This is a genomic window from Mesorhizobium sp. P3_A2, from assembly GCF_056403115.1.
On the sequence record NZ_JBFUGC010000001.1, the window covers coordinates 154,724 to 169,578 of the forward strand.

The 14,855-nt window shown below is 63.5% G+C and carries 15 protein-coding genes; 11 read left to right on the forward strand and 4 right to left on the reverse strand.

What is annotated here, in order from left to right:
• A complete protein-coding gene (locus AC1DXM_RS00720; protein WP_477231311.1) occupies window positions 1–1,011 on the forward strand; it encodes a lipid A biosynthesis lauroyl acyltransferase in 1,011 nt (336 codons plus the stop codon).
• A 13-nt stretch (window positions 1,012–1,024) separates the two neighbouring features.
• On the opposite strand, the gene AC1DXM_RS00725 is transcribed toward AC1DXM_RS00720, so the two are convergent.
• A complete protein-coding gene (locus AC1DXM_RS00725) occupies window positions 1,025–1,456 on the reverse strand; it encodes a L,D-transpeptidase (RefSeq protein ID WP_477231312.1) in 432 nt (143 codons plus the stop codon).
• Between the two features lie 223 nt (window positions 1,457–1,679).
• On the opposite strand from AC1DXM_RS00725, the gene AC1DXM_RS00730 reads away from it, so the two are divergent.
• The 5 genes from AC1DXM_RS00730 (at window position 1,680) to AC1DXM_RS00750 (ending at window position 8,245) form a co-directional block, all read left to right on the forward strand.
• On the forward strand, window positions 1,680–2,960 hold the full coding sequence (locus AC1DXM_RS00730) for an acetylornithine deacetylase/succinyl-diaminopimelate desuccinylase family protein (protein ID WP_477231313.1): 1,281 nt from the start codon (window positions 1,680–1,682) through the stop codon (window positions 2,958–2,960).
• A gap of 120 nt (window positions 2,961–3,080) precedes the next feature.
• Window positions 3,081–4,559, forward strand: coding sequence for an ABC transporter substrate-binding protein (locus AC1DXM_RS00735; protein WP_477231314.1), 1,479 nt, complete (start codon window positions 3,081–3,083; stop codon window positions 4,557–4,559).
• A 253-nt stretch (window positions 4,560–4,812) separates the two neighbouring features.
• Entirely contained in the window at window positions 4,813–5,760 is a 948-nt protein-coding gene (locus AC1DXM_RS00740; RefSeq protein ID WP_477231315.1) for an ABC transporter permease, read from the forward strand.
• Entirely contained in the window at window positions 5,757–6,626 is an 870-nt protein-coding gene (locus AC1DXM_RS00745) for an ABC transporter permease (RefSeq protein WP_477231316.1), read from the forward strand. Before AC1DXM_RS00740 ends, AC1DXM_RS00745 begins: the two co-directional genes overlap by 4 nt.
• Window positions 6,623–8,245, forward strand: coding sequence for an ABC transporter ATP-binding protein (locus tag AC1DXM_RS00750; protein ID WP_477231317.1), 1,623 nt, complete (start codon window positions 6,623–6,625; stop codon window positions 8,243–8,245). Before AC1DXM_RS00745 ends, AC1DXM_RS00750 begins: the two co-directional genes overlap by 4 nt.
• 118 nt (window positions 8,246–8,363) lie before the next feature.
• Here the strand turns inward: AC1DXM_RS00750 and AC1DXM_RS00755 are convergent, their stop codons facing one another.
• Window positions 8,364–8,795, reverse strand: a complete 432-nt coding sequence (locus AC1DXM_RS00755; protein WP_477231318.1) for a TerB family tellurite resistance protein — start codon at window positions 8,793–8,795, stop codon at window positions 8,364–8,366.
• Between the two features lie 193 nt (window positions 8,796–8,988).
• Here AC1DXM_RS00755 and AC1DXM_RS00760 point away from each other — a divergent pair, with 193 nt between their 5' ends.
• The 4 genes from AC1DXM_RS00760 (at window position 8,989) to AC1DXM_RS00775 (ending at window position 11,446) form a co-directional block, all read left to right on the forward strand.
• Window positions 8,989–9,774 carry a TSUP family transporter gene (locus AC1DXM_RS00760; protein ID WP_477231319.1) on the forward strand — a complete coding sequence of 262 codons (786 nt, stop codon included), beginning with the start codon at window positions 8,989–8,991 and terminating at the stop codon, window positions 9,772–9,774.
• Window positions 9,775–9,826: 52 nt separating this feature from the next.
• Complete coding sequence (locus AC1DXM_RS00765; protein ID WP_477231320.1) at window positions 9,827–9,997, forward strand: hypothetical protein; 171 nt, start codon at window positions 9,827–9,829, stop codon at window positions 9,995–9,997.
• 132 nt (window positions 9,998–10,129) lie between these two features.
• On the forward strand, window positions 10,130–10,954 hold the full coding sequence (locus tag AC1DXM_RS00770) for a helix-turn-helix domain-containing protein (protein ID WP_477231321.1): 825 nt from the start codon (window positions 10,130–10,132) through the stop codon (window positions 10,952–10,954).
• A gap of 72 nt (window positions 10,955–11,026) precedes the next feature.
• Complete coding sequence (locus AC1DXM_RS00775) at window positions 11,027–11,446, forward strand: VOC family protein (protein ID WP_477231322.1); 420 nt, start codon at window positions 11,027–11,029, stop codon at window positions 11,444–11,446.
• On the opposite strand, the gene AC1DXM_RS00780 is transcribed toward AC1DXM_RS00775, so the two are convergent.
• Entirely contained in the window at window positions 11,443–12,918 is a 1,476-nt protein-coding gene (locus AC1DXM_RS00780; RefSeq protein WP_477231323.1) for a cobyric acid synthase, read from the reverse strand. The genes AC1DXM_RS00775 and AC1DXM_RS00780 overlap by 4 nt on opposite strands.
• Before the next feature lie 3 nt (window positions 12,919–12,921).
• Window positions 12,922–13,554 (reverse strand): dimethylsulfonioproprionate lyase family protein, encoded by a 633-nt coding sequence (locus tag AC1DXM_RS00785; protein WP_477231324.1) that lies wholly within the window; start codon window positions 13,552–13,554, stop codon window positions 12,922–12,924.
• Between the two features lie 127 nt (window positions 13,555–13,681).
• Between AC1DXM_RS00785 and AC1DXM_RS00790 the strand changes: the two genes are divergently transcribed.
• Entirely contained in the window at window positions 13,682–14,848 is a 1,167-nt protein-coding gene (locus AC1DXM_RS00790) for an isobutyryl-CoA dehydrogenase (RefSeq protein WP_112565303.1), read from the forward strand.
• The last annotated feature ends 7 nt before the right edge of the window (window positions 14,849–14,855 follow it).

Here is a 14,855-nt window from a genome sequence, read left to right on the forward strand (position 1 = left end):
ATGGTCGGCAAGGTGTTCAAGAAAGCCCGCCGGGACTTCATGTTCCGCTATGGCCGAAGACTGCGCCAGATGGAGCACTGGCTGGTGGCGCGTGCGGCGATGACGATCATCTCGCTCCTGCGTCTGCTGCCGGCCGACAGCGCGCTCAATTTCGCCGACCGCGCCGCCCGGCGGATCGGTCCGCGTGTCGGACGCCACCGCGTTGCCATCAACAATCTGCGTCTCGCCTACCCCGACAAGAACGACGCCGAGATCGAGGCCATCGCCTCCGACATGTGGGGCAACATGGCCCGGCTTGCCGCCGAATACATCTTCCTCGATGCGCTGTTCGACTATGACCCGAACGCGACGACGCCCGGGCGCGTCGAAGTCGGTGGCGTCGATCACTTCAAGCACATCGCCACCGAGCAGAAGCCGCACATCCTGTTCACCGGCCATCTCGGCAATTTCGAACTGCTGCCGGTGGCGGCCGCCACCTTCGGCATGAAGATAACGGCGTTGTTTCGCCCGCCGAACAACCCGTACCTCGCCGACTACATCCACTCGACCCGCCGTTCGAGCATGGGCGCGCTGCTGCCCTCCTCCACCGGCGCCTCCTTCGCGCTGGCGTCCATTCTCGAGAATGGCGGCAATATCGGCGTTCTGGTCGACCAGAAATTCTCAAGCGGGCTGGAGACGACCTTCTTCGGCCGCCCGTGCCAGAGCAATCCGGTTCTGGGCATGCTCGCCCGCCACTATGATTGCGATGTCTATCCGGCGCGTTGCGTGCGGTTGCCAGGCAACCGCTTCCGCCTCGAGATCGAAGACAAGCTCATTCTACCGCGCAATGAGAGCGACAGTGTCGACGTCCCAGCCACCACCCAACTGCTCGCCGACGTCGTCGAGCGCTGGGTTCGCGAGGACCCAGGACAGTGGATGTGGTTCCACAAAAGGTGGGAAATCTCAGGCCGGCGTCGCCGCCGGCGTGGACAGGCAAAGGACGCCGCCGGCCAGCGGCAGCGTCAATCCTAGGTCGTCGAGACCGTTAGTTCGTCACCACGATGCGCGTATTGCCAAAGCCGACTTCGCGGACCATCGAATAAAAGACCGCGGCATTGGCCGTGTGCAGCCGCACGCAGCCATGAGAGGCCGGACGCCCAAGCTGCCTCACCGCATTGGTGCCGTGGATGGCGTAGCCGCCATGGAAGAACACCGAATACGGCATTGGCGACATGTGGTATTTTTTCGAATACCACATCCGCGCCGTCCGTTGCGGGCGATAGGTGCCGGGCGGCGTGAAGTAGCCGCGGCGCGCGGTCGACACGCTCCAGCGATATAGCACCTGGCCGTATTGGCTGACGGTCATGGTCTGCGATGAGACGTCGATGCTGGCCACCAGCGAAGCAGCCCTGCTTTCGATGGACGTGCCGAACAGCATCGCAGCAAAAGCTGCCGCCATGAAAACGATTTTAGTCATGAGATCAAACCCCTTTGATGCCCCTTGCCTGCTCTGTCATCACGCGGTTTTTCATCTTTTTAACGACAGGTGAGTGATCTAACACACACTCCTTGATAAAATCGCCAATCTAAAGCAGCGAATTTGAACGATTTTCCCGCCATAGTTGCTGCCGCGGCACGTGGTTTTGGCGCCAGTGGCGTAACGCTTGCAAAAGCCACCCGTTCGTTGCTCAACTCTCCTGATGAACGAACGACTCTTCAAAGCGATCGACGACCGTTCCGGTGAACTGGTCCAGCTCACCGCCGACCTGATCCGCTTCCCGACCATCAACCCGCCGGGTGAAGCCTATCGCCCCTGCGCGGAATATATTGCTGCCCGGCTAAGCAAGCGCGGCTTCGAAACCGAATTTATCCGCGCCGAGGGCACGCCCGGCGATACCGACCGCTATCCGCGCATCAATGTCGTCGCCCGCTTCGACGGCCGCTCGCCCGGCGCCTGCGTCCATTTCAACTCGCATATCGATGTCGTCGAAGCCGGCGAAGGCTGGAGTGTCGATCCCTTTGCCGGCATCGTCAGGGATGGCAGGGTCTATGGCCGCGGCGCCTGCGACATGAAGGGCGGCCTCGCCGCCTCGATCATCGCGGCCGAAGCCTTCATGGAGGTTTTCCCCGATTTTCCCGGCGCCATCGAAATCTCGGGCACGGTCGATGAGGAGTCAGGCGGCTTCGGTGGTGTCGCCCACCTGGCGAAACTTGGCTATTTCTCGAAACCCAAGGTCGATCACGTCATCATTCCCGAGCCGCTGAACAAGGATCGCATCTGCCTTGGCCATCGCGGTGTCTGGTGGGCGGAGATCGAGACCAAGGGCGAGATCGCGCATGGCTCGATGCCGTTCCTCGGCGACAATGCGGTGCGCCACATGGGCGCCGTGCTGCAGGCCTTCGAGGACGAACTGTTTCCGGCGCTCGACCGCAAGATGACGCGCATGCCTGTCGTGCCCGAAGGGGCCAAGCGCTCGACCATGAACATCAATTCGATCCATGGCGGCCAGACCGAGGATTTCCGCCCCGGCCTTCCCTCGCCCAACGTGCCGGATGCTTGCCGGCTGACCATCGACCGCCGCTTCCTGCTCGAGGAAGACCTTGCCACGGTCAAAAGCGAAGTGACCGATATCCTCGACCGGCTGAAACGCGAGCGCAAAAAGTTTGACTACGAAATCCGCGACCTGATGGAAGTTCTGCCGCTGATGACCGAACGCGATGCGCCGGTGGTCAAGGCGGTGGCGCAAGGCATCATGGCGATCTTCGACCGCGAGCCGGATTACATTATTTCGCCAGGCACTTACGACCAGAAGCACATTGCCCGCATCGGCCACCTCTACGATTGCATCGCCTATGGTCCGGGCATTCTCGATCTCGCCCACCGGCCCGACGAATGGGTCGGTATCTCGGACATGGTGGAATCGGCCAAGGTGATGGCAATCGGGCTCAATGTGCTGCTGAGAGGCACGGCCGCGGGCTGAACCACCGACTTCGCTGGAAAAACATTCCCCTTGGCACAACTGGGGAGCACGAAACGCAATTTACTCCACCTCGAAATCACGCTTCTATCCATCAGGGTCCGAGCATTTGGGAGTTGCACGATGAAATTGTGGAAAACCATTCTTGCCGCGGCAGTTTTGGCGCTGGCCGCCGGCAGCCAGGCCTTTGCCGCGCGTACCGACCTGGTGATCGGCATTACGCTCGAACCGCCGCATCTCGATCCGACCGCCGGTGCCGCCGCGGCGATCGACGAAGTGCTCTACGCCAACGTCTTCGAAGGCCTGACCCGCATCGGCCCGAACGGCGAAGTGCTGCCCGATCTCGCGGAGAACTGGGCCATTTCCGACGACGGCAAGGTCTACACCTTCAAGCTGCACACCGGTGTCAAATTCCATGACGGCACCGATTTCGACGCCAGCGACGTGAAATTCTCGCTCGACCGCGCCCGCGCCGACAATTCCGTCAACGCGCAAAAGGGCCTGTTCGCGGCCATCGACACGGTCGAAGTCGTCGATCCGGCGACGGTCCAGGTCACGCTGAAGAACCCGCAAGGGTCGTTCCTCTACAATATGGGGTGGGGCGACGCCGTGATCGTGGCGCCGGAGAGCGCCGACACCAACAAGGAAAAGCCCATCGGCACCGGCCCGTTCAAGTTCCAGAGCTGGGCCAAGGGCTCATCGATCACGCTGGTGAAATCGGACACCTACTGGGGCGCTCCGGTATCTCTCGACAAGGCCGAGTTCCGCATCGTGCCCGATGCCGCGGCCGCCGTGCCGGCACTGCTCTCCGGCGACATCCAGGCCTTCCCCTTCTTCGATCCCGACAGTGTCGCCCAGGTCAAGGACGACGCGCGCTTCAAGGTGGTGATCGGCTCGACCGAGGGCGAAACCATCCTCGCGATCAACAACAAGAAGCCGCCTTTCGACAAGCTCGAGGTGCGGCAGGCGATTGCCTTCGCGCTCGACCGCAAGGCGATCATCGACGGCGCCTCGGCCGGCCTCGGCGTGCCGATCGGCTCGCACATGTCGCCCGCCAGCAAGGCCTATGTCGACCTCACCGGCCTCTATCCGCACAATGTCGACAAGGCGAAGGAATTGCTGAAACAGGCCGGCCTGGAAAATGGCTTCAAGGCGACGCTGAAACTGCCTCCGCCCTCCTATGCCCGCCTCGGTGGCGAGATCATCGCCTCGCAGCTGCGCGATGTCGGCATCGATCTGGAGATCATTCCGGTCGAATGGGCGCAGTGGCTGGATCAGGTGTTCACCAAGAAGGATTACGACCTCACCATCGTCTCCCACACCGAGCCCAACGACATCGATATCTATTCGCGCAAGGAGTACTACTTCAACTACGACAACCCGGCCTTCGACAAGATCATCGCCGAGCTGAACCTCACCTCCGACGACGCCAAGCGCAACACGCTGCTCGGCGAAGCCCAGAAGATCCTGGCCGACGATGCCGTGGTCGGTTTCCTCTACGAACTGCCGAAGGTCGGAGTGTGGGACGCCAAGCTGCAGGGGTTGTGGGAAAATGCGCCGATCCAGGCGAATGATCTGACCAAGGTGAAGTGGAGCGAGTGAGGCTGTTGGCCAAGGCGCGACGCTTGCGCTCCGTCACACCCCCCTCTGTCCTGCCGGACATCTCCCCCTCAAGGGGGGAGATTGCGCTCTCATCTCTGCTTTCGCCAATTGCCAACGCCGCAAAGGAAAGCCCCGCGCTGGAACTGCTGATCTCCCCCCTTGAGGGGGAGATGTCCGGCAGGACAGAGGGGGGTGGGCGGGAACTCGATCTCTGCCCGTTCTTCGCCTGCAGCAACCCTGCACTTCCCGCATCATGACCGCCTACCTCCTCAAACGCCTCGCCATCGCCATCGCCACGCTGATCCTGGCCTCGATGGTCGTGTTCGCCGTGCTGGAGATCCTGCCCGGCGACCCGGCGCGGTTGATGCTTGGCCTGAACGCCAGCGCCGACCAGGTCGAGCAGCTCCGCAACCAGATGGGGCTCAACGCGCCACTGGTCCTGCGCTACCTCCACTGGGTGGGCGGCCTGCTCAGCCTCGATTTCGGCCGCTCCTACACCTATTCGGTGCCGGTCATCGACCTTGTGCGCGAACGCATGGCGGTTTCCCTGCCGCTGGCGCTGATCGCGTTGGTGCTGTCCACCATCATTGCCATTCCGGTCGGGCTCTATTCCGCCAGCCGGCGCGGCCGGGCCGGTGACACGATCGCCATGGGCGCTGCCCAGCTCGGCGTCGCCGTGCCGAACTTCTGGTTCGCGCTGATGCTGATCTACCTCTTTGCCGTCTGGCTGCGGCTGGTGCCGGCCGGCGGCTTTCCCGGCTGGAGCGCCGGTGTCTGGCCGGCGCTGAAATCGCTGCTGCTGCCGGCCGTAGCACTTGCTCTGCCGCAGGCTGCGATCCTGGCCCGCGTCGCCCGCTCGGCGCTGATCGAGGTGCTGAACGAGGACTATATCCGCACCGCCCGCGCCAAGGGTCTGCCCTACCGCGCCGTGCTGTGGCGGCACGCGCTGCGCAACGCGATGATCCCGGTGCTGACCATTCTGGGCCTGCAATTCGCCTTCCTGCTCGCCGGCACCATCATCATCGAAAACGTCTTCTATCTGCCCGGCCTTGGCCGGCTGGTGTTCCAGGCGATCACCCAGCGAGACCTGATTGTCGTCGAAAGCATCGTCATGCTGCTGGTCGTCGCCGTCATTGCGGTCAACCTCGTCGTCGATGTCTCCTACGCCATCGTCGACCCCCGCCTTCGAGGCCGGCAATGACGCTGCACATCGACATCCCAGAGGAGACGTTTGGCAGCGTCCTGGCCAAAGCATTCCGCAACCGCTCCTTCCTCATCGGCTTCGCCATCACTGTGTTGGTGGTGGCAATGGCGCTCGTCTCTTACGTCTGGACGCCTTACGACGTGACCAAGCTGGTGATCTCGGACAAGACGCTCGAGCCCTCTTCGGCGCACTGGTTCGGCACCGATCATTTCGGCCGCGACATCCTGTCGATGATCATGGTCGGCGCCCGCAATTCGATTGCCGTGGCGCTGGTCGCCGTCGGCATCGGCATGGGCGTCGGCGTGCCGCTCGGCACCTTTGCCGCCGCGCGCGGCGGATTTGTCGACGAGGCGCTGATGCGGCTGAACGACCTCGTCTTTGCCTTCCCGGCGCTGCTGTCGGCGATCATGATCACGGCCATTTTCGGGCCGGGCGCGATCAACGCCATCATCGCCATCGGCATCTTCAACATTCCGGTGTTCGCCCGCGTCGCCCGCGCCGGCGCGCTGGCGATCTGGCCGCGCGAATTCATTCTCGCCGCGCGTGCTGCCGGCAAGAGCAAGACCCAGATCAGCATCGAACACGTGCTGCCCAACATCGCCACGCTGCTTCTGGTGCAAGGCACCATCCAGTTCGCGCTCGGCATCCTCGCCGAAGCCGGGTTGTCTTATGTCGGCCTCGGCGCACAGCCGCCAATGCCGAGCTGGGGCCGCATGCTGTTCGACGCCCAGACGCGCATGGTGGTGGCGCCATGGATGGCGATTTTCCCGGGCATGGCCATAGTCATCACCGTGCTCGGCCTCAACCTGCTCGGCGACGGCGTTGCCGACATCCTCGACCCGAAATCGCGGCGGCAGCGATGAGCCTGCTGGAGATCGAAAACCTGTCGCTGGCGATCGGCGACACGCCGATCCTGAAAGGGGTGGAGCTCTCAGTCGCGCCCGGTGAGGTGATGGGGCTGGTCGGAGAATCCGGCTCCGGCAAATCGATGACGGCGCTGACCATCATGCAGCTTCTGCCGCACGCCGCGCGCGCCAGCGGCCGCGTCTCTTTCGACGGCATCGACATCCTTGCGGCCACCGAGGACCAGATGTGCGCGCTGCGCGGCGACGATATCGGCATGGTCTTCCAGGAGCCGATGACGGCGCTCAATCCGGTAAAAACCATCGGCGAGCAAGTCGCCGAAGGCATACGCTGGCACACCAAGGCAAGCCGAGCCGAAGCTGAGGACCGGGCGCGCAAAATGCTCGACCGCGTCGGCCTGCCCGAAGCGAAATTCCCGCTGTCTCGCTATCCGCACGAACTGTCGGGCGGCCAGCGCCAGCGCGTCGTCATCGCCATCGCCTGCGCATTGAAGCCCAAGCTCTTGATCGCCGACGAGCCGACGACGGCGCTTGACGTGGTGCTGCAGGCGCAGATCCTCGACCTCTTGCGCGGCCTTGTCAGCGAAAACCGCATGGGCCTGCTGTTGATCTCGCACGACCTCGCTGTCGTGACCGAGATGGCCGACCGCATCACCATCCTGCGCCATGGCGAGGTGATGGAGACCGGTGACACTGCACGTACACTGTCGGAACAGCTTCACCCCTACACGCGCCAGTTGGCACTGGCCTCGATGCATGTGCCAGCGCGCGCCAAGGCGCATGCTACCGGCCAAGGCAAGCCGCTGCTTGAGGTCGAAGGCGTGACGCGGGATTATTCCGGCCGGCGCACCTCCCTGTTCCAACGCCCGACGCCAATCCGCGCTGTCGACGACGTCTCCCTGTCGTTGGCGCCCGGTCAATCGGTGGCGCTGGTCGGACGCTCCGGCTGCGGCAAGTCCACGCTGGCCCGCATGATCCTGGCGCTCGACAAATCTACCTCGGGAACGATCCGCTTCGGCGGCGAAACCATCACCGGCAGGAGCGAGGCGGAGCTGAAGCCAGCGCGGCGCGACATGCAGGTGGTGTTCCAGGACCCTTACGGCTCCTTCGACCCGCGCCAGAAGGTCGAGAAACTGGTGGCCGAGCCGCTGCATGCGCTGGAGAAAAAGCCGACGCCTGCCGAGCGGCGCGAGATGGTGGCGCATGCACTGCACGAAGTCGGCCTCGGCGCCAGCGAGATGGACAAATATCCACATGAATTCTCCGGCGGCCAGCGCCAGCGCCTGTCGATCGCCCGCGCCATCATCACTCGCCCGAAACTGGTGGTGGCCGACGAGCCGGTCTCGGCACTCGACGTCTCGATCCGCGCCCAGATCCTCGATTTGTTCGCCGAGCTCAATCAGAAGCTCGGCATCGCCTATCTCTTCATCACCCACGATCTGACCGTCGCCCGCGCCATCACCGACGAAGTGCTGGTGATGCATGACGGCAGGATCGTCGAGCGCGGCAAGACCAGTGATGTGCTCGACCATCCCCAGTCGGAGGCGGCAAAGGCGCTGGTGGCGGCTGCTCCCGACCTGCACCGGGCGATCGCACGGCGCATGCAGGAACAGGGGTGAGCGGCCGGTTCGCGCAGCGAATTCATCGTGCCAGTGGCACGATGAAAGGTCGCGAACGCTGGGACGCTGCGAAGCAGCGGGGACCCGGCTAGCCGCCGTCGAGCCCGGCTCTGCCGGCTTACTCTCCCGGCTTCACCACATCGACCGGGCTGATGTCCAGCAGGTCGAGCGTACGGCGGAGCAGCCGCACCTCGCTCTCGGCCAATTTTGAATCGGCCTTGGCGATCTCGGCCATATGGCGTGCCAGCAGCTTGCGCCGCTCTACATCGAGATCGCGAAACAGCGCGATGGCCTGCGAGCCGTTGGTCTCGTAGCCGAACTCGTTGAGATATTCGACGACCGCGTCGATGCTGGTTTCCGGGATGCCGAAGGCCTCCTTGCAGATGCGCCGGAAGGCGACCATCTCGCTCTCCGACACCGAGCCGTCGGCGAGGATCATGCGAAACAGCATCAGAAGTTCCGCCGACAGCACCGGGTCGTCGGCCACTTTGCGAACGCCGGGGTCGCCATCGAAGATCGAGCGTATCTGGTCAAGCAATGCCATCGCCAACAGCGTCCCTTTTCCTAATCCGCCCCGGTGACCCAAAAGTGCGCAGCGGTTTTGGGATAATGACATGCACCACAGGAAATCCAAGCGCAACGTGCCTGGATAGGGGTAGCGCGGATTCGGCCTTGCGCAAACCAGGTCGCCATGATCGAAGGCGCGGCATCTCTTTTCCCGCCGGAATGCCCAGAAAATCCCGATGTTCGACCTCGCCACCCAGACAATCATCATGCTCGCCTTCGCTGCCTTTGCAGCCGGCTTTGTCGATTCGATAGCCGGCGGCGGTGGCCTGATCACCATACCTGCTCTGCTGCTTGCCGGTTTCCCGCCGGTGGCAGCACTTGGAACCAACAAACTGCAAGGCATTTTCGGCACGGCGTCGGCGACCATCCACTACGCCATGAATGGCCATGTCGATCTGCGCCGTCAGTTGCCGTCCGCGCTTCTGGCCCTTGCCGGCAGTGCCGTCGGCGCCTTGCTGGCGGCCTTCGTGCCCGGCGATCTCTTGCGGGCGCTGCTGCCGCTGCTGCTGATCGCCATCGCGCTCTACTTCGCCGTGAAGCCCAACATGAATGATGTCGACCGCGCCGAGCGCCTGTCGCCCTTCCTGTTCGGGCTGACCGTGGCACCTGCTGTCGGCTTCTATGACGGCCTGTTCGGGCCGGGAGCCGGCTCCTTCTACATGCTGGCCTTCGTCAGCCTCGCCGGCTTTGGCGTGCTGAAGGCGACGGCGCACACCAAGCTGCTCAATTTCGCCTCCAACATCGGCGGCTTCATCGTCTTTGCGGTGGCCGGCGTCATCTACTGGAAGATCGGGCTGATGATGGGCGTCGCCCAGTTCCTTGGCGCGCGCCTCGGCGCCAGCCTTGCCATCCGCATCGGCGCAAGGCTGATCAAGCCGCTGCTGGTGATCATCTGCCTGGCGCTGGCGATCAGGCTGCTGGCCGATCCGGCAAACCCGTTACGCCAGCTAATTGGTGTATGAGCCCACGCCCTGATAGAATGTGGTCGTACGAATCATGTTGGAGGGACCACACATGAATCTTAGTGCACCCACTCAGCTTGTTTTCATTATTTCCCTTGTCATCGCCATCATCGGCGTTCTCGCCGCGCTTGGCGTTCTTGCGTTTATTCCCTTGGCATCGGTCTGGATTATGCTCATCGCCTACATCGTGCTTGCCGCCGGCTGCATGATGCGCGGCGCCTAAGCACGCATATCTCAGGCAACCGAAGCGCCCGGCCAAAAGCCGGGCGCTTTTGCTTTCGGCCCGTTTTTGATTAAGGCCCCGTTTTGATTCAGGATTGGGCGTCTGCTAGATTTGATCGGCAAAGGATGGCCTATGCCGATCGAGATGCAGCGCCGCAAGGAACAGGACCTCTCCATCGCCGGGCGGTTCGAGATGTGCCGGCGGGCTCCGCCGCCCGCGCTCGAGGGTATTGTGTCGGACATTTGCGGCTATCGCGAAACCGCGCCCGGCCATTTCCGCAACATCGAATATGCCTCATTGACCGTGCCGCTGGTGATCAGCTTCGCCGAGCCATTCGCCATCGGCCTTGGCAAGGATCCCGGCGACAATGACCGTTTCGCCAGTTTCGCCGCCGGCCTGTTTGCCGGCCCGGTAATCATCGAATCCTTTGGCGCCGCCTGCTGCGTGCAGATCAACTTCACCCCGCTCGGCGCCCGCCGCTTCTTCGGCCTCCCGATGAGCGAGCTGACCGACAGCATGGTCGTGCTCGACGATGTGCTCGGCGCCGAGGGCATGGCGCTGCGCGAAAGGCTTGGCAATGCATCGGATTGGGCGGCGCGTTTCCACCTTGCCGAGGCCTTCGTCGCCACCCGCCTCGGGCATGCCGCCGATACGTCGCCTGAAATTGCCTGGGCCTACGACCGCATCGTCACATCTGGCGGCCGGACCCGCATTTCCTCGATCGCCGAAAAATTGGGCTGGAGCCGCAAACATCTCGCCGGCAAATTCTGCGATGCGACCGGCATCGGGCCGAAGACGCTGTCGCGCATCGTGCGTTTCAACCGGGCGCTCGGCCTGTCTCGGCAGGACCAGAGCGACTGGGCCGATATCGCCGCCGATTGCGGCTATGCCGACCAGGCGCATCTGGTGCGCGAGTTCCGCCAACTCGCCGGCGATCCGCCAACGGCGCTGAGGTAACATTTCTTCAAGACGGGCGAGCGGCCTTCGAACAGAGTGGGTTATCGACCAACTTGAATGAAGGAGATTTCCATGCCCGCCACCGCTGAAGCGCCCCGGCTCTATCCGGCGCTGCGCTACAAAAATGCAGGAAAAATGATCGACTGGCTGTGCGCGGCCTTCGGCTTCGAGGTTCGCGCCCGCTATGGCGAAGGCGACATCGTGCACCATGCCGAGCTCACTTTCGGTTCCTCGATGATCATGCTGGGCACGGCGCGCAGCGACGACTACGGCAAGATGGTCGGCGAGCCCGGCTCCGGCGGCGGCAAGTCGATCTACGTCGCCGTCGACGATGCCGATGCCGCACATGCCAGGGCCAAGATGGCCGGCGCCACGATCATCCAGGGACTGACCGACCGCGACTATGGCAGCCGCGAATTCATCTGCCGCGATCCGGAAGGCAATGTCTGGTCGTTTGGGACGTATTGGCCGAAGGCTGGCGAAGCCGGCTAACGGGCCAGCCCGAAAATGGCATCGCAGTCGAGATGCCTCTCCAGCTCAGCTGCGATCTCGTCCAGAGCGTTTTCCACTTCGGCGCGATAATCGATACCGCCGCCTTTGACGCCGAGGCTTTCCAGGAATCTCGCCCGGAAAGCGTCGGCGGAAAACAGCCCGTGCAGATAGGTGCCCGACACCTTGCCGTCGGCGGAGATGGCGCCGTCATCGGCGCCGTTGATGACGGCGGACGGCCGCGCCATATCCGGCCCCGTGGTGCGGCCGAGATGGATTTCGTAACCCTCGAGCGGCAGGCCGAACGGCACCGAGCGCGCGCTGACATTGCGCACCGTCTTTTCCGGTTCCATCACCGTCTCGATGTCGAGCAGGCCGAGCCCCTCGGCCTCGGTGACGCTGCCTTCGATGCCGTCGGGGTCGCGCACCACGCGGCCGAGCATCTGGAAACCACCGCAAATGCCGACGACGTGGCCGCCGCGCTTGCGGTGGGCGAGGAGATCGCGATCCCAGCCATTCTCGCGAAATTTCAGGAGGTCGCCGATCGTCGATTTCGAGCCGGGAATGACCACCAGGCCGGCATCTTCCGGCAGTTTCTTTCCCGGCGGCACGAACACCACCTCGACCTGCGGCTCGGCCTTGAGCGGATCGAGATCGTCGAAATTGGCGATGCGGCCAAGCATCGGCACGGCGACTTTCAACGCCCTTTTCTCGCCGGAGGCCAGTCGTTCGAGCACGACCGAATCCTCGGACGGCAGCCGCGCTGCCGCCTTCAGCCACGGCACGACGCCAAAGCAGCGCCAGCCGGTGAATTTTTCGATCGACCGGATGCCGTCATCAAACAGCGAGACATCGCCACGGAACTTGTTGATGAGGTAACCGACGATCATGCGCCGGTCCTCTTCCGGCAGGATCAGATGCGTGCCGGCGACCGAAGCGATGACGCCGCCGCGGTCGATGTCGCCGACCAGGATCACCGGCACGTCGGCGCGCGTGGCAAAGCCCATATTGGCGATGTCGCGGTTTCTCAGATTGATCTCGGCCGGCGAGCCCGCCCCTTCGACGATGATGAGGTCAGCGCCCTCACCGACCTTTGCCCAGGATTCCAGCACGGCGTCCATCAGCCCTGCTTTCATCGTCTGGTAGTCCCTCGCTCGCGCCTCGCCGAACACCTTGCCCTGCACGATCACCTGCGAACCGATGTCGCTCTGGGGTTTGAGCAGCACCGGATTCATATGCACGGTCGGCTGAACACCACAGGCCAGCGCTTGCAGCCATTGCCCCCGGCCAATCTCGCCGCCGCCGGCGCGGTTCTCGCCGGGAATGTCGGCGACGGCGGCATTGTTCGACATGTTCTGTGGCTTGAACGGCCTGACCTTCAGTCCGCGCTTCTTCGCGGCGCGGCAGAGCCCGGCAACCAGCACCGTCTTGCCGACATCCGAGCCGGTGCCTTGCAGCATGATTGCCTTGGCCATGGTTCAGCCCCTGCCCTGCGCGCCGGGAATGGTCGACTTCTGCGCCAGCGGCCCGCCGCGCCAGATGTAGAGCGCCAACAGCGGCTCGTCGCCGGTGCGCATGGCATGGCTGACATTGGAGGCGTGATGGATTACCTCACCCGCCTGGCGGACATGAAAGGCGCCCTCGCCCATCCGCCATTCAGTGCCGCCGGTCAGCGGAATGTAGATCTCCTCGGCAATATGATGGTGGTCGGGATAGGTGATATCAGGTCCGAGGATCAGCAATCCGGCCGCAACCTCCGTGTTGACGAAATGGCCGCGCAGCCCAAAAACCTCCAGCCAGCCATACTTCTGCAGGAACGCCGCGCCGAAATCCGCTGCATTGTAGGTCTGCCCCCAATACAGATCGTTGCGGCGCTGCGCCAATAGCCGCACCAGCGGTTGCGCATCCGGCGGCGCCAGTTCGGCGATGCGGTTGAGCTGATCAACGCAAGGCAGCGGATGCGCTTCGAGCGGACGAGCCGGCATTGTCCAGTCGATCCGGCCTACAGCGTCACGCACCAGTGCATTGTCCACGCCCCGGAGATAGCCGTGGAAACGGTCGAGCAGCTCGCTGAGATATGTCGGCACGCAATGCTCCGTTGATCCATTCATGCACAGCCGCTGCGCAGCAGGCCGGGTTGCGCGGCGGCATCATTGGTCTAGATTGGGCGGCGCGCAAAGCCAAAAACAACAGGCCAGCAAGCCAACCCCCAGCAAGGGGAAACACAGGGAGCACGCCATGGACGCCGCGGTCGATGCGAGCACCAGCCAGTTCGAACTCAACGAGGAGCAGCGCGCCATCCAGGAGATGGCGCAGGCCTTCGCCGCCGATCGCGTCGCGCCTAATGCACTCGAATGGGACCGGGCAAAACACTTTCCCGCCGATGTGATCCGCGAGACCGGCCCGCTCGGCCTCGGCGGCATCTATGTCAGGGACGATGTCGGCGGTTCGGCGCTCGGCCGGCTCGACGCCGTGCTGATCTTCGAGGCGCTGTCGCACGCCGATCCGGCGTTTTCCTCCTTCATCTCCATCCACAACATGGCGGCCTCGATGATCGACCGCTTCGGCAGCGACGAGCAGCGCCAGCGTTTTTTGCCGAAGCTGACCTCGATGGAATGGCTGGCAAGCTATTGCCTGACCGAGCCCGGCTCGGGCTCCGACGCGGCGGCGCTGAAAACGCGCGCGGTAAAGAGCGGCGACGATTATGTGCTGAACGGCGCCAAGCAGTTCATTTCCGGCGCCGGCGACAGCGACCTTTATGTCGTCATGGCGCGCACCGGCGCCGATGGTCCCAAGGGCATTTCCACCTTCGTCGTGCCCAAGGACGCGCCCGGTCTCTCCTTCGGCGCCAATGAGCACAAGATGGGCTGGCACATGCAGTCGACCCGCCAGGTCATTTTCGAGGACTGCAAGGTGCCGGCGGCAAACCTGTTGTCGGGCGAAGGCGCCGGATTCGGCATCGCCATGGCCGGGCTCGACGGCGGCCGCCTCAACATCGCCGCCTGTTCGCTCGGCGGCGCGCAATCGGCGCTCGACAAGGCGCTGGCCTATACCGGTGAACGCAAGGCTTTCGGCTCGAAGATCAACCAGTTCCAGGCGCTGCAGTTCAGGTTGGCCGACATGGAAACCGAGCTGCAGGCGGCTCGCATTTTCCTCTATGCCGCCGCATCGAAACTCGACCGCAAGGCGCCGGATGCCGGCAAATGGTCGGCCATGGCCAAGCGCTTCGTCACCGATATCGGCTTCAACGTCGCCAACGAGGCGCTGCAGCTGCATGGCGGCTATGGCTATCTGCACGATTACGGCATCGAAAAGCTGGTGCGCGACCTGCGCGTCCACCAGATCCTCGAGGGCACCAACGAGATCATGCGCGTCATCATCGCGCGGGCACTGATCGGCCGCTGAAGCCAGC